The following is a 22,869-nucleotide window of genomic DNA, read 5'->3' on the forward strand; positions in this document are numbered from 1 at the left end:
CGCCACCAAGCCCTCACCCGAAATTCGCTGCGCGAATTTCGACCTCTCCCGCGAAGCGGGAGAGGTTGGGAGGCCCTGATGCCCGTTGCCGCCGGCGGTCCGCGCATTCTCCTGCGACGCCTGCGCGAGATCATGGCCGAGCAGACCAGCGCCCAGACCCGGCTCGACAAGCTCGTCACCGTCATCGCCACCATCATGGTGGCGGAGGTCTGCTCGATCTATCTGCGCCGCGCCGGCAAGGCGCTCGAACTCTTCGCCACCGAGGGCCTCAACCGCAGCGCCGTCCACAACACGCGGCTGATGGAAGGCGAGGGCCTGGTCGGCCTCGTCGCCGAAACCGCCGAGCCGGTGAACCTGTCGGACGCGCCCTCCGATCCGCGCTTCTCCTACCGGCCGGAGACCGGCGAGGACCCGTACAGATCCTTCCTCGGCGTGCCCATCGTGCGCGGCGGCCAGGTGTTCGGCGTGCTGACGGTGCAGAACCGCAAGGCGATCCTCTATTCCGAGGAAGAGGTCGAGGCGCTCCAGACCGTCGCCATGGTGCTGGCGGAAGTCGTGGCGCAGGGCGGCCTCTTCAAGCTCTCCGAGCTCGACGAGCCCGAGCTGCGCGTCGACCGGCCGCGCATCTTCCAGGGCGAGGGACTTTCGGAAGGCGTCGGCATCGGCCGCGTCGTGCTCCACGAGCCGCGCGTCAAGGTCGAGCGCATGATCGCCGACGATCCGCAGGAGGAACTGACCCGGCTCGAAGAGGCCATCGGTTCGCTGCGCGACGCCGTCGACCACATGCTGGATTCCAGCGAGCTCGACCTTACCGGCGAGGGCCGCGAGGTCATCGAGGCCTATCGCCTGTTCGCCCACGACCAGGGCTGGCGCCAGCGCATGCGCGACGCGGTGCGCACCGGCCTCACCGCCGAGGCCGCCGTCGAGCGCGTGCAGGACGAGATGCGGGTGCGGGTGCAGCGCCTCGACGATCCGGTCCTGCGCGAGCGCCTGCACGACCTCGACGATCTCGCCCGCCGCCTGCTGCGCCATCTGACCGGCGACGGCGGCATCCAGGAATTGCCGCTCAACGCGGTGGTGATCGCGCGCGCCATGGGCCCGGCCGAGCTGCTCGACTACAGCCGCGAGCGCCTGGTCGGCCTGGTGCTCGAAGAGGCCGCGTCCACCTCCCATGTCGCCATCGTCGCCCGTTCGATGGGCCTGCCGCTGATCGGCTCGGTCGAGGGCATCACCGATTCGGCGCGCGGCGGCGACACCATCGCGATCGACGGCGAGACCGGCGAGCTGCATCTGCGCCCGCAGGCCGAGATCGTCGCCGCCTTCGAGGTCAAGCAATCGCTGCGCGAGCAGGTCCAGGCGCGCTTCGCGGCGCTGCGCGATCTTCCCGCCGTCACCAAGGACGGCGTGCCGATCAAGCTGATGATGAATGCCGGCCTCAAGCTCGACATGCCGCATCTGGCGGAATCGGGCGCCGACGGCGTCGGCCTGTTCCGCACCGAGCTGCAATTCATGATCGGCGAGACGATGCCGCGCCTCGCCGACCAGGTGCAGTTCTATCGCGAGATCCTCGACGCGGCGGGCGACAAGCCGGTGGTGTTCCGCACCCTCGATCTCGGCGGCGACAAGGTGCTGCCTTACGCCCGCTGGGAGCGCGAGGAGAATCCGGCGCTCGGCTGGCGCGCCATCCGCATCGCGCTCGACCGCCCGGCCTTGCTGCGCTACCAGGTCCGCGCGCTCCTGATGGCGGCGCAGGGCCGCATCCTGCGCATCCTGCTGCCGATGGTTTCCAACGTCGACGAATTCAACCGCGCCCGCGCTCTGGTCGACCGCGAGACCGAGCGCGCGCGTCTGTTGGGAATAGAACGTCCCCGCCAGGTGCTGGTGGGCGCGATGCTGGAGGTTCCCTCGCTCGCCTTCATGCTGCCCCAGCTCATGCGCTCGGCCGATTTCGTGTCGATCGGCTCGAACGATCTTCTGTCCTTCGTCTTCGCGGTCGACCGGACGAATCCGAGGGTCTCCAAGCGCTACGACGTGCTCAACCCGGCCGCCCTCTATCTGATGCGGCTGATCGTCAAGAGCGCCGCCGAGGCCCATGGCGAGTTGTCGCTCTGCGGCGAAATGGCCGGGCGCCCGCTGGACGCCATGGCCCTGCTCGGATTGGGGCTAAGGACCCTGTCCATGCATCCGGCGAATATCGGCCCGATCAAGCTCATGATTCGCAGCATGAATCTGAGCGAAGTGACGCCCTTCGTGGACAAGCTGTGCGGCCGCACGGACCACAGTCTTCGGACCCGCCTGGCGGCTTTCGCGGCGGAGCGCGGCATCGCTCTAAAGTGAGCGCTAGCATCATGTCCATGTTGCATTGCAACACTTGATTTCGGTTGTAACTATTGACAAAATTCACACAACGATCATCGAAGGGATCCTTCATGCGCTCCGCGTTGTCCATTCTTTTTGCCGCCGCCCTGGCTGCCTCTTTCGTGGGCGCATCGGCGCAGACCGAGTCCACCGTGTCGCCGGCGACGCCCCCGGCCCCCGCCGCGACCGCGCCCGCGACACCTGAGCCCGCCTCCGTCACCGACACCAACGACGTCGTGAGCTGCCGCTACGAGCAGACGACCGGCTCGCTGCTCTCCAAGCGCATCTGCCACACGCAGCGCGAATGGAAGCAGATGCGCGAAGACGCCCGGGAGTTGATGGACAATGTGAGCAGCCGGACGGCAAATCCGCCGACCCACTGATCGCCCGCAACTGGGGATTTTCCGCGCGCGCTGTTTCGCGCCGCTCCGGGGCGCGCGTCGTGCCCGGCGCGGGAAACCGTAAGTTTCTGTCCGATTCCAAAGAATTGGCTGGCAGGCTTGCGTCGCAGCGGATATTTGTTGCCCGATGACCAAAGTGACACGTCTCACGGTGGACGATGGCGGCAACATCAAGAGCCGCCGCATCCATTTGCGTGAAATCTCCGGCGATAGCGACACGCCGCTGGAAACGGTGGGGCAGGATCTGCGCGCCGCGCGGCTGCGGCGCGGCGACGATCTGGCGACCGTCTCCAAGTCGCTGAAGATCCGCAAGGACCATCTCGAAGCGATCGAGGAAGACCGGCTGGAACAGCTTCCCGGCCGCACCTATGCCGTCGGCTTCGTCCGCTCCTATGCCGATTATCTCGGCCTCGACACCCAGCAATGCCTGGAGCGCTTCAAGGCGGAGATCGCCGGACGCTCCGATACCGACAACGTGCCCGCCGTCACCGTCATCGACGAGGACGAGCACCGCCGCCTGCCGCAGGGCTGGAAGATCATCGCCGGCGTCGTCGTGCTGCTGATGATCTACGGCGCCTATTACGTGCTGACCTCGACCAGTTCGATGACCTCGCAGCCCGTCGCCGCGCCGCCGCCGCAGCTCGCGCCCAAGCCGGTCGTGCAGGCGGCGCCGCAACCGGCACCGCCGCCGCCCGCGACGACGCCCGCGCCGGCCGTCACCACACCGCCGCCCGCCGCCGCGGCGACCGCCAACGGCGCCGCGCCGGCGCCCGCCTTGGCGCCGCTGCCGCCGGGCCAGGTCTATGGCGTGAACAACCACGGCGCCCGCGTCGTGCTGCGCGTGCACCAGACGACGCGCGTCCTGGTCCAGGGCGGCGACGGCATGGTGTACATCAACCGCACGCTCCAGCCGGGCGACACCTACCAGGTCCCCAATGTCGTCGGCCTGACGCTGACGACGACCAGTGCCAACGCGGTCGAGATCGACCTCGACGGAGAGTCCAAGGGCTTTGCCGGCAAGGATCCCGGCATGGCCGAAGGGCTTTCGCTCGATCCGCAATCGATCGTCGACCGCACCAGCGGAGGCTTCTGATGAGCGTGCGCGCCTATCGCGACATCCACCGGCGCAAATCGCGCCAGATCATGGTCGGCAAGGTGCCGGTCGGCGGCGACGCCCCGATCAGCGTGCAGACCATGACCAACACCGTCACCGGCGACGCCCGCGCCACGATCAACCAGATCCGCGGCATCGAGGAGGCCGGCGCCGACATCGTGCGCGTCTCCTGTCCCGACGAGGACGCGACCAAGGCGATGAAGGCGATCACCCGCGCCGCCAACATCCCGGTCGTCGCCGACATCCATTTCCACTACAAGCGCGCCATCGAGGCGGCGCAGAACGGCGCCGCCTGCCTGCGCATCAATCCGGGCAATATCGGCAACGCCAATCGCGTGAAGGAAGTGGTGCAGGCGGCCAAGGATCACGGCTGCTCGATGCGCATCGGCGTCAACGCCGGCAGCCTCGAAAAGGAACTGCTTGAGAAATACGGCGAGCCGTGCCCCGAGGCGATGGTGGAGAGCGCGCTCAACCACGCCAAGATCCTCGACGACCTGGATTTCCGCGAATACAAGATCAGCGTGAAGGCGTCCGACGCCTTCCTCGCGGTCGCCGCCTATCAGCAGCTCGCCGACGCGGTCGATTGCCCGATCCATCTCGGCATCACCGAGGCCGGCGGCATGATCTCCGGCACCGTCAAATCCTCCATCGGCATGGGCATGCTGCTCTGGAGCGGCATCGGCGACACGATCCGCGTCTCGCTCAGCGCCGATCCGGTGGAAGAGGTGCGCGTCGGGTTCGATATCCTGAAATCGCTGAACCTGCGCCATCGCGGCGTGAACATCGTGTCGTGCCCGTCCTGCGCCCGCCAGGGCTTCAACGTGATCGAGACGGTCAAGACGCTGGAGGATCGCCTCAAGCACATCTCGACGCCGATGTCGCTGTCGATCATCGGCTGCGTCGTGAACGGCCCGGGCGAGGCGCGCGAGACCGATCTCGCTTTCACCGGCGGCGGCGCCGGCAAGGGCCACGGCCAGATCTATCTCAACGGCAAGCCGGCCTACAGGCTCGACAACGAGAAGCTGGTCGAGCACGTCGTCGAGCTCTGCGAGAAGAAGGCGGCCGAGATCGAGGCGTCGCGCGGCAATGTCGCGCCCGTGCTGGAACCGGCGCAATAGAGACAATGACGGCAGGGCGTCCGTGTTGAACGACGCGATGGGCCCCTGGATCGAAACGCTGTTCGAACGGGCGCGGGCGCGCCGGCTCGACCGCATCGCCGCCACCTATGCCGTCGGCGGCTGGCTCCTCGTGCAGGCGGCGTCGATCGCGCTGCCCGCTTTCGACGCGCCTCCTTGGGCGCTGCGCTGGCTGATCGTCGCCAGCGTGGTCGGCTTCCCGCTCGCTTTGATCGCCGGCTGGACGCTGAACCGGGACAGCGCCGTCCCTGGCGCGCCGCTTAAGGGGCGCGAGGCGGTCTTTCTCGGCGCGATCGCGCTGGTCGCGGTGCTGTCGCTGGGCGAACTCGCGCTCTACTGGTCCGCGGCCACGCCGGCCGCGCCGCCGCCGGCCGAGTCGGGCGCGCCGCCACGCTCCGTCGCGGTGCTGCCCTTCGACAATCTGGGCGGCGATCCGAAAGAGAAATATTTCAGCGAAGGCGTTTCCGACGAACTCATCGGGCTTCTCGCGCGCAATCCCGCCTTGCGCGTCGTGGCGCGCACCTCCTCGTTCTTCTTCGAGGGCAAGGAGCAGGACATCCGCGTCATCGCCCAGAAGCTGAACGTGCGCTCCGTGCTGGAGGGCAGCGTGCGGCAGGACGGCGAGCGGGTGCGCATCGAGGTCTCGCTGGTGAACGCGGCCGACGGCTATCAATTGTGGTCGCAGAGCTACGACCGCTCGCTCAGCGACATCCTCGCGGTGCAGGCCGACATCGCCCAATCCATCGCCACGGCCCTGGCGCCCAAGCTCACCGGGGAGAATGTCCAGCCGCGTATCCCCAAGCCGGCGCAGATCGATCCCGACATCTACCGCGATTATCTGCAGGGACAGGTCTATTTCGACCAGCGCCTGACCGAGCGCCAGACGCCGGCCTCGCGCGATGCGCTGGACCGCGCGGTGGCGCTGTTCCGCAAGGTCGTCGCGGCGGCGCCCGACTTCGCCGACGGGCAGGCCGCGCTGGCCTCCGCGCTGCGGTACGAGAACGTCGACGTCGCGCAAATCCAGCAGGCGATCGCGCGGGCCCTGGCGCTCGATCCGGAAAATCCCGGCGCCCTGACGGTCGCGATAGACATCGCGTTGAACGCGCAGGATTGGGACGCCGTCATCCGCGACGTGACGATCCTGCGGCGAACGGGCCAGCACACGGCGCTCGGCGCGCAGGGCCTGGCCACCGCCTATGAGGCGTTCGATTTTTCGGAAGCCGCGCTGGCCGAGCACCGCGAATGGGCGCGCCTGGATCCGTTTTCCAATCCCGCCTGGCAGGGCGTCGCGCGCGACAATTTCGTGCTGGCGCGCTTCGCCGACGCCGTCTCGGCCAGCGACGAGGCCCTGGCGCTGCATCCGGGCGATCCCGTCACGCTGCAATACAAATGCGTCTCGCTCGCCTTTTTGAAGCGCATCGCCGAAGCCCGCGCCGTGCTGGGCGGCCTGTCGGCGCCTGGCATCCCGGCGCAGCTCGCGACCCATTGCAAGTTCTTCATCCTCCTCAACAGCGAGGGCGCCGAGCCGGCGGTCGCGTTCGTCCAGGATGTGCTCAAGCACGACCCGACGAAGATCGGCGATCCGGGCGATCTCGGCTTCATGCTGAGCCATGCCGGGGCCGACGACCAGGCGATGGACTCCTACGAGAAGGCGCTCAGCGACGGCGCTTTCATCTTCGGCTTCTACCCCGGCCGCTCGACGCCGGCCGCGTTCCTCCAGACGCCGCGCTGGATCGCGCTGACGCAGACCCCCGCCTTCCGGGCCTGGTCCGAGGCGCGTGAAGCGGCCCGCCGCGCCTGGTCGCCCGACGCGCCTTGATCCGCCGCGCCCCCTTGAGAACCGCGGACGCCGCGTGATAGCGCAAGGCCGGGTGGACGATGTTCCCCTGAACCGCGTTTACCCCTAGATAGCCCAGGACCGCTTCATGATCCCCACCGCCAAGCTCGAACGCCTGCTCGACCGCTTCCACGCGGTCGAGGCGGAGCTTTCGTCCGGCGCCGGCGGGCCGGCCTTCGTGAAGCTGTCCAAGGAACACGCCGAGCTCGCCCCCATCATCGACGTGGTGCGCGACTACCGCTCGGTGCAGGACCAGCTCGCCGGCGCCGAGGCGATGATCGCCGATCCCAAGACCGACACCGAGATGCGCAATCTCGCGGAAGAGGAGCGCGCCGAGCTCAGACAGCGCGCCGAACAGCTCGAACACAATCTGCAGATCCAGCTTCTGCCGAAGGACGCCGCCGACGCCTCGTCGGCCATCGTCGAGATCCGCGCCGGCACCGGCGGCGACGAGGCCGCGTTGTTCGCCGCCGACCTTCTGGAGATGTACACGCGCTATGCCGCGCTGCAGGGCTGGCGCACCGAAGTCTTGTCGCGCACCGACAGCGACCTCGGCGGCATCAAGGACGCGGTGCTCGACGTGACGGGGCAGGGCGTCTTCGCCAAGCTGAAATTCGAGAGCGGCGTGCACCGGGTTCAGCGCGTGCCGGTGACCGAGGCCCAGGGCCGCATCCACACCAGCGCCGCGACCGTCGCCGTGCTGCCCGAGGCCGAGGATGTCGACGTCCAGATCGACGACAAGGATCTGCGCATCGACGTCTACCGCGCGCAAGGCGCCGGCGGCCAGCACGTCAACAAGACCGAGAGCGCGGTGCGCATCACGCATCTGCCGACCGGCATCGCCATCGCCCAGCAGACCGAGAAGTCGCAGCACAAGAACAAGGCCGCGGCGATGAAGATGCTGCGCGCCAAGCTCTACGAGATGGAGCGCGAGCGGGTGGATTCCGCGCGGGCCTCGACGCGCAAATCGCTGGTCGGCTCGGGCGACCGCTCCGAGCGCATCCGCACCTATAATTTCCCGCAAGGCCGCGTCACCGACCACCGTATCAACCTGACGCTCTACAAGCTGGACCGGATCATTTCCGGCGACGATCTGGGCGAGATCATCGACGCGCTGGTGGCCCAGGACCAGGCCGACCGCCTCGCCGCGATGGAAGACGAAGGGTGAGCGATCCGCTGGCGCAAGCCGTCGAGCGCCTACGCGAAGCCGGCGTCGACAATCCGCGCCTCGATGCGAGGCTGCTGTGGGAGTTCGCGCGGTCTCTTTCCTCCCCCGCGGTAGCGGGGGAGGGGGACCGCGAAGCGGTGGAGGGGGCCGCCGCGGGCACATCGTTCGACGCACTGGTAATCCGCCGCGCCGCCCGCGAGCCGCTCGCCTACATCACCGGCCACCGCGAATTCTGGAGCCTCGATTTCGCCGTCGGTCCCGGCGTCCTCATCCCGCGTCCCGACACCGAGACCCTGATCGAGGAACTGATCCATCTTCATCCCGACCGGTCCGCGCCGCTGTCGATCCTCGATCTCGGCACCGGCTCCGGCTGCCTGCTGGTCGCCGCCCTGACGGAGTACCCCAACGCCCATGGCATCGGCATCGATTCCTCGCCCGAGGCGCTCGCCTGGGCCCGGCGCAACGTCGCCGCCCATGGCCTTCAGGCCCGCGCCAGCCTGATCGAGAGCGCCTGGCCGGAAGAGGCCAGCCCCGGCTTCGACGCGATCCTGGCCAACCCGCCCTACATCCCCACCGCCGACATCGACGCCCTGGAACCCGAGGTTTCCCGCCACGAACCGCGCCAGGCCCTGGACGGCGGAGCGGATGGGCTGGTCGCCTACCGGGCGCTGGCCCCCCGAATCGCCCACCTGCTGAAGCCGTCCGGCAGCGCATTTCTGGAGTTCGGCATCGGCCAGGCCGATGATGTCACCGCCATCATGGCCGCTTCGGGCCTTGGAAACATGAAGATTGCGCCAGATTTGGCCGGAATCCCGCGCTGCGTGGTCGTAAAATCCCCGGCGCGGCCTATATAAAAACAGTTGGAAATCGGCCCCCGAGCCGTTAGTTTCCCGGCCCGTGGGGACATGGGACCCTGCCGGCAGTCGATCCTAATCGATCGGGGGGGCCGGAAAGCGGCTAGGCCGCGGTTCTTGTGCTAAGCGAAAGACGAGCCCTGCATTGCTGTGGCAGCCGGATTTGCGCGGGGCGCGGCCCGCGAGCCGCAAATGCGCATCCATCGCGCGCAGCAAAGCGATGCTCGTCCTCTAAAGGTTAGGGGCAGAAGTGAAACGTTCACGCAGAGGCGGCCGCAGGCCGCAACACACGGGCGGCGGCGGTCACAACAATGGTGGCGGCGGCGGCGGTGGAGGAAATGTCCACAATCCGAACCGGACGTTCGATTCCTCGGGTCCGGAGGTGAAGATTCGCGGCTCGGCCTCGAATGTGTACGAGAAATATCTCCAGCTCGCCCGCGACGCCAACGCCTCCGGCGACCGCGTGATGGCGGAGAACTATCTGCAGCACGCCGAGCACTATTACCGCATCATGGCGGCGCAGCAGGCCCAGCTTCAGCAATACCAGCAGCAGCAGGCCCTGCAGCAACAGCAGCCGCGCGGCGGCAATGGCAACGGCAATGGGAGCGACCAGCCCTATGTCCAGCAGCCGCCGGTCCAGAGCGCCCCGTCCTTCTCCCTCGCCGAGGGCGAGGAAGAGGGCGAAGAGGAAACGGCGGAGTAGGTCCTACTCAATTTGAAGCGGCCAATTCCATAATTTGTCATGGCCCGCGAATGCGGGCCACCTAGGTGAAATCTGCTCCGACGGCGCATCTTTCACCTGGGTCCGCCGTTCGCACGCTGTCGCTACGAACTCGCGGCGGATGACACCGAGTAGTACGCGCGCCGCTGATTGCGTTTGCGGACGGCCCCGCGTAATTTCCGCATCCTACCCCTCGATGCCGGGCCGCCGGTGGAACAGGCAGTGCCATGAAGGCTCTCTCTACCTTCTGATCTCGTCCGTCTTTCGCGACGGCTGAGTTGCGCCATCCGCGCCGCGCGCGGATGCGCCTGGGCATGCTTGCTTTCAATGGGGGAATTTCCGTGCGGATATCGCTTCCGACCGGCGCGCTGTGGCGGCACGCCGGCTTCCTGCGGCTGTGGGCCGCGCAAACCGTTTCGTCCTTCGGCGCCCGCATCGCGCGCGAAGGCTTCGCCATGACGGCGATCCTGACCATCCAAGCCACGCCGGCCGAGCTCGGCGTGCTGGCGGCGCTGTCGCGCGGCCTGGGCATCGTGGTCGGCCTCGTCGCCGGCGGCTTCGTGGACCGCTCCAGCCGCCGCGCGATCATGATCGCCAGCGACCTCGCCCGCACGGCGCTGATCGCGACCATCCCGCTCGCCGCCTGGGCGCATTCGTTGGCCATGCCGCAGATCTACGCCGTCGCCGCGCTGGTCGGCGCGGCCTCCGTGCTGTTCGAGATCGCCGATCACGCCTTCCTGCCGACGCTCGTCGCGCGCGAGCACCTGATCGACGGCAACGCCAGGCTCGGCGTCACGGACTCGGCGTCGGAGATCGCCGGACCCGCCGTCGCCGGCGCGCTGTTCCAGCTTCTCACCGCGCCGATCGCGATGCTGGGCACGTCGATCACCTATCTCGCCTCGGCGCTGTTTCTGCTCGGCGTTCCTTCCGACACGCCCGCGCCGCGCCCGGCGTCGCAGGTCGCGCATTGGCGGCGCGACATCGCCGACGGCGTCGCCGCGATCCTGGCGCATTCCTTGTTGCGGCCGCTGTTCTGGATGACGGTCGTCTGGAGCTTCTTCGCCGCCTTCTTCGCGCCGCTCTACCTGGTGTTCGGTCTCAAGGTGATCGGCCTGTCGCCGGCGCTGATGGGCGCGAACATCGCGATGGGCGGCATCGGCGCCTTGTTCGCCGCGGGGCTATCGGCGCGGCTGGCGCGGCGCTTCGGCATCGGCCCGACGCTCGTCGCCACGCGCTTTCTCTATGTCGGCTTTCTCGCCCTGGTGCCGCTGGCGGGCGGACCGTTCTGGCTGGCGGTGGCGCTGCTGATGGCGGCGCAACTGTTCGGCGATGCCTTCGCCGTGACCGGGGACATCCTGGCGGTGAGCCTGCGCCAGGCGGTGCTTCCGCCCGCCATGCTCGGCCGCACCGCGGCCCTCTTCAGCGCGGTGAGCGGCGGGATGATCGTCATGGGCGCCATCATCGGCGGCTTGCTGGGCGGATGGATCGGCGATCGCGCCACACTCGGCTTGGCGGTGGGCGGCATGGCCCTGGCACCGTTCTTCGCCGTCTTCTCGCCGCTGCGCGGCCTTAAGGCGATCCCGGACGAGGCAGCGCCCGCGCCCCATCCACCAGCCGCCGCAGGAGGCGGACCAGGGTCCGCCGATCCGCCTCGCTCCAATCGGCGATGACCGGCGCGGCGATCCGCTCGCGCGCCTTGTCCAGCGCGCGGGTCATCGCGAGGCCCTTCTTCGTGATCGCCACCGCGCGGACGCGCTTGTCCGCGTCGCTCGCCTTGCGCGCGACGAGGCCGAGGCTTTCAAGTCTGGCGACCTGGCGGCTGACCGTGGTGTGATCGCGCCCGGCCATGTCGGCGAGCTCGACCACGCCGAGGGGCCCGCGCCGCCCGATCCGCACCAGGAGCGGAAACAGGGCGCGATCCAGCGAGATCCCGGCCTCCGCGATCAGCGCCGCGTCGCGCTGCGGTTCGTTCAGGATGCTCATCAGATCGAGGATGGCGTCGTGCAACTGGCGCAGATCGTCCTTCATGCGTGTATTATGCACATTGTTCTTGACGCCGTCCACCCGGGCCATTATGTGCATTATGCACACAATCGGAGGCCGCGATGAAAGCGATCGAAACCGACGTCCTGGTGACCGGCGCCGGCGCCGCTGGCCTCACCCTCGGCATCGAGCTTGCCCGCCGCGGCGTGGCGTTCCGCCTGATCGACCAGGCGCCGGCGCCATTCGAGGGCTCGCGCGGCAAGGGCATCCAGCCGCGCACGCTGGAAGTGTTCGAGGACATGGGCGTCGTCGACCGCATCCTCGCCGCCGGCGGTCCCTATCCGCCGCAGCGCGAGCATCGGGACGGCACGTTCAAGGACACGGCGCTGACCGAATATCGCGCGCCGACGCCGGCGGAGCCCTATGGCAATCCGACGATGCTGCCGCAATTCCTGACCGAGAGGGTCCTGCGCGACCGCCTCGCCGAGCTCGGCCATCGCGTCGAATTCGGCCGCGCGCTCACGGGCTTTCGCCAGGACAAGGACGGCGTGACCGCCACCGTGGCCGGCGAGACCGTGCGCGCCCGCTATCTCATCGGCTGCGATGGTGGGCGCAGCTTCGTGCGCCACGCGCTCGGCATCGACTTCCCCGGCAAGACGCTCGGCATCCGCGCCGTCGTCGCCGACATGCGGCTCGAAGGCCTCTCCGACGACGCCTGGCACCGCTGGAACGACGGCACGCCGGAGCAGATCTCGCTCTGTCCGCTGCGCGGCACCGAACTCTTCCAGCTCCAGGCGCCCATCCCGCTCGAAGGCGACATCGATCTTTCCGCCAAGGGCCTCGGCGCGATGATCGCCAAGCGGACCGGCCGCAAGGACCTTGTCGTGCGCGCCGTCACCTGGGCCTCGGCCTACAACATGAACGCGCGCCTCGCCGACCGCTATGCGCAGGGCAGGGTCTATCTCGCCGGCGACGCCGCGCACATCCATCCGCCGACCGGCGGGCAGGGCCTCAACACCTCGGTCCAGGACGCCTACAATCTCGGCTGGAAGCTCGCCGCCGTCCTGGCCGGCGCGCCGCTGTCTTTGCTGGCGAGCTACGAAGCCGAGCGCCGCCCCGTCGCCGCCGAAGTGCTCGGCCTGTCCACCAAGCTTCTCGACGCCCTCAAGCAGCGCGGCGATTTGCGGCGCGGGCGCGAGACCCAGCAGCTCGACCTCTTCTATCCCGACTCGCCGCTGTCGCTGCCCTACACCTTCGACCTTCGCGGCCCCAAGCCCGCCATCCTTCCCGGCGACCGCGCCCCCGACGCGCCCTGCCGCGGCGTCGGCGGCCAGCCGACCCGTCTCTTCAGCCTGTTCGGCGGCCCGCATTGGACGCTGCTCGGCTACGAGACCGATCCCGCTCTCGCGGCACGCGCGGGCCTGCGCATCCACCGCACCGGCCGGCGCGGCGATCTGATCGACGACGGCGGCCACATCCGCGCCGCCTATGGCCTGACGCCCGGCCTTTGGGTCCTCGTCCGGCCCGACGGCTATGTCAGCGCGGTTGTTCCCGCCGCCGGCCTGGCCGCCCTGGAGACGTTCCTCAAAAGCGTCGGCCTCGGCGCCCCTTGAAGAGTACGGATCGGGAACCCAGATATGCCTCTGGAACAGGGCGCCCCTGCGGGGCCTTATTCCAAATCAAATGAGACTCGCCCGGACGGCCCTACAAGGCGCCCTGGGGCAGAGGGCTTGAGAGGCAAAAATGGACGCAGAGAAATTCACCGAGCGGGCGCGCGGCTTCATGCAATCCGCGCAGGGCTTGGCCCTTCGCTCGAACCACCAATACTTCACCCCCGAACATCTGCTGAAGGTCCTCATCGACGACGAAGAGGGCCTCGCCGCGCGGCTTATAACGGCCGCCGGAGGGCGGCCGGAAGATGTACGAGCCGGAATCGAGCGCGCGCTGGCGAAGCTCCCCCAGGTCCAGGGCCAGTCCGGCCAGGTCTATCTGTCGGCCGACGCCGCCAAGCTGTTCGACAATGCCGAGCAGATCGCCAAGAAGGCCGGCGACAGCTTCGTGACCGCCGAGTACCTGCTGCTGGCGCTGACCGTTTCCGGCAGCACCGAGAGCGCCAAGATCCTGAAAGCCGCCGGCGTCACCGCGCTGAACCTGAACAAGGCGATCGCCGATCTGCGCCAGGGCCGCCACGCCGACAGCGCCACGGCCGAGAACAGCTACGACGCGCTCAAGAAATACGCCCGCGACCTCACCGAGGCGGCGCGCAGCGGCAAGCTCGACCCGGTCATCGGCCGGGACGAGGAAATCCGCCGCACCATCCAGGTGCTGGCCCGCCGCACCAAGAACAATCCCGTCCTGATCGGCGAGCCCGGCGTCGGCAAGACCGCCATCGCCGAGGGCCTCGCGCTGCGCATCGTCAATGGCGACGTGCCGGAGAGCTTGCGCAACAAGAAGCTGATGGCGCTCGACATGGGCTCGCTGATCGCCGGCGCGAAATTCCGCGGCGAATTCGAGGAGCGGCTGAAGGCCGTGCTCGGCGAAGTCACCTCCGCCGAAGGCAACATCATCCTCTTCATCGACGAGCTGCACACCCTGGTCGGGGCCGGCGCGTCGGAAGGTTCGATGGATGCGTCCAACCTGCTCAAGCCGGCGCTGGCGCGCGGCGAGCTGCATTGCGTCGGCGCCACCACGCTCAACGAATACCGCAAATATGTCGAGAAGGACGCGGCGCTGGCCCGCCGCTTCCAGCCCGTCTTCGTCAACGAGCCGACGGTGGAGGACACCATCTCCATCCTGCGCGGCCTGAAGGAGAAGTACGAGGTCCATCACGGCGTGCGCATCACCGACAGCGCGATCGTCGCCGCGGCGCAGCTTTCCAACCGCTACATCACCGACCGCTTCCTGCCCGACAAGGCCATCGACCTGATGGACGAGGCCGCGAGCCGCCTGCGCATGCAGGTCGACTCCAAGCCGGAGGAGCTGGACGAACTCGACCGCCGCATCATGCAGCTCAAGATCGAGCAGGCCGCGCTCAAGAAGGAGACCGACGCCGCGTCGAAGGACCGGCTGAAGACCCTCGAGCACGACCTCGCCGAACTCGAGGAGAAGGCCAACGTCCTCTCCGCCAAATGGCAGGAAGAGAAGAAATCCGTCCAGGACGTCCAGGGCCTGAAGGAACAGCTCGACAAGGCGCGCATGGAAGTCGAGGTCGCGCAGCGCAAGGGCGACTTCGCCCGCGCCGGCGAACTCTCCTATGGCGTGATCCCCGATCTGGAACGCAAGCTCAAGGCCATCGACGACAAGGAATCCAACTCGCTCGCCAAGGAAGCGGTGACGCCCGAACAGATCGCCGCCGTGGTGTCGCGCTGGACCGGCATCCCGGTCGACAAGATGCTCGAAGGCGAGAAGGACAAGCTCCTCAAGATGGAGGACGCGCTGGAGCAGCGCGTCGTCGGCCAGCACGAAGCCGTGCGCGCCATCGCCAACGCGGTGCGCCGCGCCCGCGCCGGATTGCAGGACCCGAACCGTCCGATCGGCTCGTTCCTGTTCCTCGGCCCCACCGGCGTCGGCAAGACCGAGCTGACCAAGGCGCTCGCCTCCTTCCTGTTCGACGACGACACCGCCATGGTGCGCATCGACATGAGCGAGTTCATGGAAAAGCACTCCGTGGCGCGGCTGATCGGCGCTCCGCCGGGCTATGTCGGCTACGAAGAGGGCGGCGTGCTCACCGAAGCGGTGCGCCGGCGTCCCTATCAGGTGATTCTGTTCGACGAGGTCGAGAAGGCGCACAGCGACGTGTTCAACGTGCTGCTCCAGGTGCTCGACGACGGCCGGTTGACCGACGGGCAGGGCCGCACCGTCGACTTCAAGAACACGGTGATCATCTTGACCTCCAATCTCGGCACCGAACTGCTCTCGACCGGCGAGGAGACCCGCGAGGCCCGCGCCGCCGTGCTGCAGGCCGTGAAGGCGCATTTCCGTCCCGAGTTCCTGAACCGGCTCGACGAGATCATCCTGTTCCACCGGCTCAGCCGCGCGAACATGGACAAGATCGTGGAGATCCAGCTCGGCCGGCTGGAGAAGCTGCTGGCCGATCGCAAGATCGAGATCACGCTCGACAAGCGCGCCACCGAATGGCTCGCCAATGCCGGCTACGATCCGGTCTATGGCGCGCGTCCCCTCAAGCGCGTGATCCAGCGCCGCCTGCAGGACCCGCTCGCCCAGATGCTGCTGGAGGGCAAGATCCTCGACGGCTCGAAGGTGAAGGTCAGCGTCGGCAAGAACGGGCTGACGGTCAACGGCGTGGAATTCGCGACCAGCGAGGACGACGTGGACATCGACCACACCCCGCAGGTCAGCCGCGCGGTGCATTGAACCAAGGCTTCCCCTCTCCCTGCTTCGGCGGGGAGAGGGCGCTTCGTTCCTTCACGAATATTTCGCCATGATTGCATTGGCGGCCTTTTGTTTTCATCGAATTCTGCGTTAGCGTCGCGCCTCAGGTCCGGAGGAGCACCATGGCAGAACCGACACTCGTCAACGGCCAGATCACCGATGCCGTCACCCAGGCCAATGTGAAGGTCTTGGGCGACGCGCCCGCCATGGCGATGGGCTCGCTCTATCAGGCGCTGGCGCATTCGACCGGCATCCTGTTCGAGAACGCGGCCGCGGCGCAGCAGCAGCTCGCCATCACGGCCCAGGCGGCCACGACCCAGGGCGTGATGCAGATCTATTCCGTCGACACCGCGGCGGCCGCCGCGGCCGTCGCCGACGACCTCAAACCCGACAGCCCGGCGGATAAGTGACATGGCTGACAACACGCTCGTCAACGGCCAGATCACCGACGCCGTCACCCAGGCCAATCTCACCACGCTCGGCAGCGGCTCGGCGGTTGCCGCCGGCAGCCTGTTCCAGGTCTCGTCGCAATCCTTCGGCCTCATGATGCAGAACGCCGTCGCCGCGCAGCAGCAGCTCAACATCGCGGCGCAGGCGGTCACGACGCAGGGCGTCGCGGTGCTGTACGCGGCGGGCGCCGCCTCGGTCGCGAAGCTCGGCCAGTCGGACGTGCCGGACAACATGCTCGCGCTGCTTGCCGCGCTTCGGGCCGCCACGCCCGCTTCGCAGGCCTGATCGTGTCGGGGTCCGGCGACGCGGCGGGGCCGCAGACGACGCTCAACCAGCAGATGCTGGACGCGCTGACCCAGCTTCGGGCGATCGGCGGCGAGGTCGGCGAGGTCGCCGGTGCCTCGCTGGCGCAGGTGATCGCGCAAAGCGCCGGTCTCGCCATGCTGAACGCCGTCAGCGCGCAGCAGAACGCCCAGGTCGTCGCGACGGCGACGACGCTCGCGACGGTCACCCGCATCCTGGCCGGGCGTCCGTCGAACGACACGCAAGAGACGCCGGCGTGAGCGACGCGCCGGATGGTCATGCCCGCGCCATGGTCGCCCAGGCTTGCGCCATGGCGATCCAGGACGCCGTCGCCTATTTGCGCAATGTCGAGATCGTCGCCGGCGCGGCGATCGGCGTGGCACAGGACCGCCAGCTCCATGGCGTGTGGGGCGACGATCCGGTGAAGATCATCGCCACCGCGCAGGAAACCGTCGCCGCCGCGGTCAAGAACCTGGAGGCCGTCAGCGCCGCCGCCGGCAAAATCCTCGCCGATTTCCCGCCCGGCTAGGGCGCGGGCCCGTTGAAGGGGCATGGCGAGCCGGCGTATCACTTGGGCGGCTGACCGGGGAACGATCATGTCCAAGCTTCGCGTGGCGGCTTTCTCCCTCTCGGCGGACGGCTTTGGCGCCGGTCCCGACCAGAGCCTCGACGCGCCGCTCGGCCGGGGCGGCGAGCAGCTGCACCAATGGTTCTTCCCGACCCGCACCTTTCAGCGGATGCACGGCGGACGCGACGAGGGCGAGACCGGCATCGACGACGACTTCGCCGCGCGCAGCTTCGACAATGTCGGCGCCTGGATCCTCGGGCGCAACATGTTCGGTCCGGTGCGCGGCCCATGGCCCGACGACGCCTGGAAGGGCTGGTGGGGTCCCAATCCGCCCTACCACATGCCGGTCTTCGTCCTCACCCATCATCCGCGCCCGCCGCTCGAGATGGAGGGCGGAACGGTCTTCCACTTCGTCACCGACGGGACCGCGGCGGCCCTCGCCCGGGCGCGCGCGGCGGCGGCCGGCCAGGACGTGCGGGTCGGAGGCGGGGTCGCCACCGTGCGCGCCTATCTGACAGCGGGAGTGATCGACGAACTGCATCTCGCGGTCTCGCCGGTGCTGCTGGGCGCGGGCGAACCTCTGATGTCGGGGATCGACCTGCCGGCGCTGGGCTACCGGATCGACGAGCACGTGCGGTCGGAGCGGGCGACGCATCTGATCGTGCGGCGGCATTAGAGTCGTTTCGGTTTGGGTTGTCATGGCCCGCGAATGCGGGCCACCCAGTTGCGGCGTGCACTTCGTCGGCATTTGCCGTTGCTTCGCAAGAATTGTTAGCGCGAACCGGCGTCACCTGGATGGCCGACTGTTGCGGGCCATGACAACCCATCTTACCGATACCCCCGCCACAGCCATTCCAGCGCGCCCGGCAGCGTCGCTTCCGTCACGCGCGGATCGACATGCCCCGCGCCCTTCGCCAGCACATAGCGGTAGTCGTAGCCCTTCGCCTTCAACGCCGCCGCCATCCGCGCATTGGCCAGCGGCCAGTTGTGCCAGGTCTCTTCCGGATCGTCGAAATGCAGGTCCTTCTCGCCGACCGCCATCCAGATTCGGATCGGCTTCTTCGCCGCCTGCGCGATGAGATGGTCGTGATACTCCCACGCGCCGCGCGGCGTCGCGGGATCGGGCGGCGATTGCTGGTTCACGAAGGTGCCCGAATAGGACAGCACCTTGCCGTAGCGCTCGGGATGGAACCACGCCATGGTGAAGGCGGCCGCCGCGCCGGAGCTGGCGCCCATCGTCGCCCGCCCGTTCGGATCGCTTGTCAGCGTGACGCCGGTTTCCGCGACCACGCGCGGCAGCACCTCGGCCTCGATGAAATCGCTATAGCGTCCCGACACCGTGTCGTATTCCAGCCCGCGTTCCGAGCCCTGCGCGTCGCCGCCGCCGCTGTCGACGAACACCGCGACCAGCGCCGGAATCCGCTTTTGCGCGACCAGATTGTCGAGCACGCGCGGCAGCACTTTCATATAGCCATAGCCGTCCTGCGCCACCAGGAACGGCGCCGCGCTCCCGCGCTCGTATTGCCGGGGCACATAGACCCACACGGTGCGCGTATAGGGCAGGGGCATCGACTGCTCGTGCGCCGCCGCCGCGATGCGGTTGCCGTAAGGATCGCGCCGCCTGGTGATCGCGTTCTCGATCCGCGCGATGCCGGGATAGAATTTGCTGTCGCCGGAATACAGCGTGAACGCCGTCACCGCCCCGACCGGCACGCCCGCCGCGACGCGCGTCTCCGGCGCCGGCGCGTAGTCGGGCCCGATGACGAGATCGCTCTCGGCCGCCGCCATCGTTCCCTCAAGCGTCCGCGATTTCTTTCGTAACCACGTCGAACTTCACCAGGTCGGCCTTGCCGAACGCCGTCGACAGCGCCACGTCGGCCGCGTCGCGTCCGCGCGCCATCAGGATGCGGCCGATGCGCGGCTTGTTGTGGCGCGCGTCCCAGGTGTGCCATTGGCCGCCGAGATAGACGTCGAACCAGGCGCTGAAATCCATCGGCGAGGGATCGGGCGGCACGCCGATATCGCCGAGATAGCCGGTGCAATAGCGCGCCGGGATGTTCATGCAGCGGCACAGCGTGATCGCCAGATGCGCGTAGTCCCGGCACACGCCGATCCCTTCCACGAAGGCGTCATGCGCCGTCCGGTCCGCGCGCGCCTGCTGGTAGCTGAAGGTGATGCGGTCATGCGTGAAGTCGGTGATCGCCTTCACCCGCGACCATCCCGGCTCGACCTGGCCGAACCGCGCCCAGGCGAAGTCGGCCAGCTTGTCGGTGTCGCAATAGCGGCTGCCGAGCAGGTAGATCAGCAGCTCGTCCGGCAAATCGTCGATCTCAGCCTGTCGCGCGCCGAACGGCACGCGGTCCGGCAGGCCGCTGTCGCGGATCACGAAGTCGTTGGTGAGATGCGTGATGCCCGGCGGCACCACCATCCGCGTGCACAGATTGCCGAACACGTCGTGATAGGTGCGGAAGCGCACGCCGCGGTCGACCGCGAAATTCTCCGGCGCCAGCAGATCGCCGATCCGCTCGGACCGCACATGGAGCATCAGGAGCAGGGGGGTCTGCCCGGTGCATTCGAAGGCGATGTCGTAGCCGCACCGGATCAGCAAACCGAACCTCCAGACTTCAACGCATGCGCACCACGCGCCTGCGGTCGCCGGGATCGTCGGCCACGACGTCGACCTCGACATCCATGCCGAGATAATCGTCGGCCTCGCCGTCCCACACCCCCGACAGCGGCACGGCCTGCACCGGATCGCGCACCACCGCGACGCGGATCAGGTCGCGATTGCCGACAAGGCCGTTGGTCGGATCGAATTCGGCCCAGCCGCCGCTCGGAAGGAATACGCGCACCCAGGCATGGGTGTTCCCGCCGCCCCGGTGCGCCGGCCTGTCCTCGCGCTCGGGCACATAGAGATAGCCCGATACGAACCGCGTGGCGAGGCCGAGCGAGCGCGCCGCCTCCATCATCAGGACCGCGAAGTCGCGGCAGGTTCCGCGCCCCAGCGCCAGCGTCTCCAGCGGCGTGCGCGGCGGCCCGGTGTGGCGCGCCTCGTATTTGAGCTCGTCATGGATCGCCAGCGTCATGGCGGCGAGGGCATGCGGCGCGTCGACCTTGGTGAGGCCCTCCAGGAACCGGCGCGACCACGCGGCGAGCACGCCGTCGGGATCGGGATGGATCGGGGTCTTGGACGGCGCCAAATCCGGCTCGTCCACCGCGTCGTAGACGAAGGGATAGGCGTGGGCGCCCTCGCGGTCGTCCGGCGTGTCGAGCGCGTGTTCGGGCAGGAGTTCGAGCCGGTTGATGCTCTCGAAGGTCAGCTCCCGCGCCTTGGATTCGAACCGCGCGATGCCGATCGTGTTGCCGAACGCGTCGTGGATGTAGCGGATGGAGGACGGCTTGGGCGTGATGCGCAGCACCGATTCCAGCACATGCTGGTCGAAGCTCTCGCGCGGCCGGAACATCATGCGATGCTCGCCGAACGCGACGGGGCGCGCGTAACGGTAGCGCGTAAGATGACGCACGCTCAGAACGGTCACTTGTCGGCCACGCCCGCGATTCCAGCCGCCATCATGCGCCATCGCGCCGGAGCGAAAGCGTGACGGAACGTCGCGCAAACGTCTTAGTGATTAACGCGCCTTGGCCTGGCGCAGCTCGGTGGCGTTGTCGGCGACCTTGCTCTCCAGCGGCGTGGCGGCGAGCACCGCGTCGGTGTGCAGCTTGCCGAACAGGAAGTCGCGCAGGTCATGGCCCGACAGAACCCGTCCCTGCGCGATCTTGAGAGTCAGCGGATTGACCTGCGCATTATGGACCAGGGTCTCGTAGTGCAGATGCGGCCCGGTCGACAGGCCGGTGTTGCCGCTATAGGCGACGATCTCGCCCTGATGCACATGGCTGCCGGGATGGATGCCCGGCGCGAAGCGCGACAGGTGGCCATAGGCGAAGCCATAGCCGTTGCCCATGTCGACGCGCATGTAGTTGCCGTAGCCACTGCTGCGGCCCGCGATCTTCACGACGCCCGAGCCCGAGGCCATCACCGGCGTGCCCACCGGCACCGCGAAATCGATGCCCTTGTGCATGCGCGTATAGCCGAGCACCGGATGGAACCGCATGCCGAAGCCCGAGGAGATGCGCGCGCCGTCGACCGGCGTCTTCATCAGCATGCCCTTGAGGCTCTCGCCATGGGCGTCGAAATATTCCGCCGGCTGGTTCGGATCGGGCTGGTAGCGATAGACCGCGTATTGATGCCCGCCGGTGTGCATCATCGCGTAGTCGATATTGCCTTCGCGCGCCGGCAGTCCGTCGGGCGTGTAGTAATAGCTGTAATAGACCTCGAACGTGTCGCCCGGCCGAAGGTCGCGCTGGAAGTCGACCTTGTAGGAGAACAGCTTGATCATCGCGACCGTGACGTCGGTCGGAATGCCGGCCTGGGTCGCCGACAGATAGAGCGAAGAATCGATCGTCGCGCCCGCGCGATGGGTGTGCGCGGTGAGCTCCTTGACGGTGTCCTGCGCCGCGAAACTGTTGTCGGCCTGGCGCGCCACGGTGATGTCGTGCTCCACCGAAGGCGAGAACGCGAGCGACAGCAGCCGCCCGGCCGGCGTCGTCACCGGCGTGACGTCGTCCTGGCCCGAACTGTCGTCGTCGGTCGCGTTGCTGCCCGCGACCGTGACCGGCTTGCCGTTGACGTTCACGACCGCGGTGGCCGGCTTCGGCTTGGCGGCGGGCGGGGCCGGCGGCTGGGCCACCGCCTCGAACGTCGTGGTGAAGGTCTGGCCGGCGCGCGCATCGCGCAAATCGTAGATCTTGGCGAGCGCCAGCACGGCGGCATTGGCGTCGTCCTTGGGAACGCCGGCGTCTTCGAGCGCGCCGACCAGCGTGTCGCCGGAATCCAGCGTCAGCGTGCGGGTCTCCGGCGCCGGCGCGCCGTTGTCGCCGGCGTCTTCGTCGGCGAGCGAATCGTCGAGATGCGCCGGCGGCGGCGCGGCCTGGCGCGCGGGATGTCCCGCAACGAGATTGTTCCCGGCCTGCACCAGGTCGGAGAACAGCCGATAGGGCAGGAACGTGGTGGAGGCCTGCTGCGTTTTGACATGCAGCGGCGGCAGCGCGCTCGCCGCCAGCCACGCCATCGATCCGGCGACGAGGCCGGTGATCGTGGTCGAGACCAGCGCCCAGCGGCCATCGGTGGTCGCGAGCGCGGACGTCGCCGCGTTCAGCGAGCGGCGCATGCGATTGAGGCGCATCGACAAAGTGCGGTCCACGTCGGCTCCTGTCTTTCAGGTCTGACGCATATCCCGCGCCAACCCCAGCCCAGTGTTATGCCCCCAGCGCTCAGCCGGCGTGCAGGAAGCATATAGCCCGCTCGATTATAGGGCCGTCAACCCTTGCCGCCCGGTTAACGGCGCATTGACCAAGATCGACTCGGCTCGGGGAACTTGTTCGCGCTCCGATTCTGGTCACGCGGAGCCGCGGAGAACGCGGAGGTGTCTTGGCGATTTTTTCATTCGTCATCGCCCGCTTTATGCGGGCGATCCAATTTTTGCCGCGGGAAACTCGCCTCCGCGTTCTCCGCGGCTCCGCGTGA

Annotated in this window: 21 protein-coding genes; 16 read left to right on the plus strand and 5 right to left on the minus strand. The window is 68.1% G+C overall.

Annotated elements, in window-relative coordinates:
* Nucleotides 1-78 precede the first annotated feature (78 nt).
* The 9 genes from ptsP (at nt 79) to WDM86_07165 (ending at nt 11,259) form a co-directional block, all read left to right on the plus strand.
* A complete protein-coding gene (gene ptsP / locus WDM86_07125) occupies nt 79-2,337 on the plus strand; it encodes a phosphoenolpyruvate--protein phosphotransferase (protein ID MEI9989796.1) in 2,259 nt (752 codons plus the stop codon).
* A 92-nt stretch (nt 2,338-2,429) separates the two neighbouring features.
* On the plus strand, nt 2,430-2,741 hold the full coding sequence (locus WDM86_07130) for a hypothetical protein (GenBank protein MEI9989797.1): 312 nt from the start codon (nt 2,430-2,432) through the stop codon (nt 2,739-2,741).
* 145 nt (nt 2,742-2,886) lie between these two features.
* A complete protein-coding gene (locus WDM86_07135; GenBank protein ID MEI9989798.1) occupies nt 2,887-3,852 on the plus strand; it encodes a RodZ domain-containing protein in 966 nt (321 codons plus the stop codon).
* On the plus strand, nt 3,852-4,991 hold the full coding sequence (ispG, locus tag WDM86_07140; GenBank protein MEI9989799.1) for a flavodoxin-dependent (E)-4-hydroxy-3-methylbut-2-enyl-diphosphate synthase: 1,140 nt from the start codon (nt 3,852-3,854) through the stop codon (nt 4,989-4,991). Before WDM86_07135 ends, ispG begins: the two co-directional genes overlap by 1 nt.
* A 25-nt stretch (nt 4,992-5,016) precedes the next feature.
* Entirely contained in the window at nt 5,017-6,828 is a 1,812-nt protein-coding gene (locus tag WDM86_07145; GenBank protein MEI9989800.1) for a hypothetical protein, read from the plus strand.
* A 106-nt stretch (nt 6,829-6,934) separates the two neighbouring features.
* On the plus strand, nt 6,935-8,014 hold the full coding sequence (gene prfA / locus WDM86_07150) for a peptide chain release factor 1 (protein ID MEI9989801.1): 1,080 nt from the start codon (nt 6,935-6,937) through the stop codon (nt 8,012-8,014).
* A complete protein-coding gene (gene prmC, locus WDM86_07155) occupies nt 8,011-8,868 on the plus strand; it encodes a peptide chain release factor N(5)-glutamine methyltransferase (GenBank protein ID MEI9989802.1) in 858 nt (285 codons plus the stop codon). The genes prfA and prmC overlap by 4 nt, the downstream gene beginning before the upstream one ends.
* A gap of 250 nt (nt 8,869-9,118) precedes the next feature.
* Complete coding sequence (locus tag WDM86_07160) at nt 9,119-9,571, plus strand: DUF4167 domain-containing protein (protein MEI9989803.1); 453 nt, start codon at nt 9,119-9,121, stop codon at nt 9,569-9,571.
* Nucleotides 9,572-9,930: 359 nt separating this feature from the next.
* Nucleotides 9,931-11,259 (plus strand): MFS transporter, encoded by a 1,329-nt coding sequence (locus WDM86_07165; GenBank protein MEI9989804.1) that lies wholly within the window; start codon nt 9,931-9,933, stop codon nt 11,257-11,259.
* Here the strand turns inward: WDM86_07165 and WDM86_07170 are convergent.
* Complete coding sequence (locus WDM86_07170; protein MEI9989805.1) at nt 11,159-11,662, minus strand: MarR family transcriptional regulator; 504 nt, start codon at nt 11,660-11,662, stop codon at nt 11,159-11,161. The two genes, WDM86_07165 and WDM86_07170, sit on opposite strands and share 101 nt — an antisense overlap.
* A gap of 32 nt (nt 11,663-11,694) precedes the next feature.
* On the opposite strand from WDM86_07170, the gene WDM86_07175 reads away from it, so the two are divergent.
* The 7 genes from WDM86_07175 (at nt 11,695) to WDM86_07205 (ending at nt 17,961) form a co-directional block, all read left to right on the plus strand.
* A complete protein-coding gene (locus WDM86_07175; GenBank protein MEI9989806.1) occupies nt 11,695-13,185 on the plus strand; it encodes an FAD-dependent oxidoreductase in 1,491 nt (496 codons plus the stop codon).
* A 130-nt stretch (nt 13,186-13,315) separates the two neighbouring features.
* Entirely contained in the window at nt 13,316-15,946 is a 2,631-nt protein-coding gene (gene clpB, locus WDM86_07180; protein MEI9989807.1) for an ATP-dependent chaperone ClpB, read from the plus strand.
* Nucleotides 15,947-16,086: 140 nt separating this feature from the next.
* Complete coding sequence (locus WDM86_07185) at nt 16,087-16,374, plus strand: RebB family R body protein (protein ID MEI9989808.1); 288 nt, start codon at nt 16,087-16,089, stop codon at nt 16,372-16,374.
* 1 nt (nt 16,375) lies between these two features.
* Nucleotides 16,376-16,699 (plus strand): RebB family R body protein, encoded by a 324-nt coding sequence (locus WDM86_07190; protein MEI9989809.1) that lies wholly within the window; start codon nt 16,376-16,378, stop codon nt 16,697-16,699.
* A gap of 2 nt (nt 16,700-16,701) precedes the next feature.
* Nucleotides 16,702-16,977 carry a RebB family R body protein gene (locus tag WDM86_07195; GenBank protein MEI9989810.1) on the plus strand — a complete coding sequence of 92 codons (276 nt, stop codon included), beginning with the start codon at nt 16,702-16,704 and terminating at the stop codon, nt 16,975-16,977.
* A complete protein-coding gene (locus WDM86_07200; protein MEI9989811.1) occupies nt 16,974-17,246 on the plus strand; it encodes a hypothetical protein in 273 nt (90 codons plus the stop codon). Before WDM86_07195 ends, WDM86_07200 begins: the two co-directional genes overlap by 4 nt.
* Before the next feature lie 67 nt (nt 17,247-17,313).
* Complete coding sequence (locus WDM86_07205) at nt 17,314-17,961, plus strand: dihydrofolate reductase family protein (protein ID MEI9989812.1); 648 nt, start codon at nt 17,314-17,316, stop codon at nt 17,959-17,961.
* 152 nt (nt 17,962-18,113) lie between these two features.
* Here the strand turns inward: WDM86_07205 and WDM86_07210 are convergent, their stop codons facing one another.
* From WDM86_07210 to WDM86_07225, 4 genes are all read right to left on the minus strand, one after another.
* A complete protein-coding gene (locus tag WDM86_07210) occupies nt 18,114-19,073 on the minus strand; it encodes an alpha/beta hydrolase-fold protein (GenBank protein MEI9989813.1) in 960 nt (319 codons plus the stop codon).
* Nucleotides 19,074-19,080: 7 nt separating this feature from the next.
* On the minus strand, nt 19,081-19,893 hold the full coding sequence (locus tag WDM86_07215; GenBank protein ID MEI9989814.1) for a transglutaminase family protein: 813 nt from the start codon (nt 19,891-19,893) through the stop codon (nt 19,081-19,083).
* 16 nt (nt 19,894-19,909) lie between these two features.
* On the minus strand, nt 19,910-20,824 hold the full coding sequence (locus WDM86_07220; protein MEI9989815.1) for a transglutaminase family protein: 915 nt from the start codon (nt 20,822-20,824) through the stop codon (nt 19,910-19,912).
* A 90-nt stretch (nt 20,825-20,914) separates the two neighbouring features.
* On the minus strand, nt 20,915-22,546 hold the full coding sequence (locus WDM86_07225; protein ID MEI9989816.1) for a peptidoglycan DD-metalloendopeptidase family protein: 1,632 nt from the start codon (nt 22,544-22,546) through the stop codon (nt 20,915-20,917).
* Nucleotides 22,547-22,869 lie beyond the last annotated feature (323 nt).

The sequence above is a fragment of the Rhizomicrobium sp. genome (assembly GCA_037200045.1).
GTDB lineage: Bacteria > Pseudomonadota > Alphaproteobacteria > Micropepsales > Micropepsaceae > Rhizomicrobium.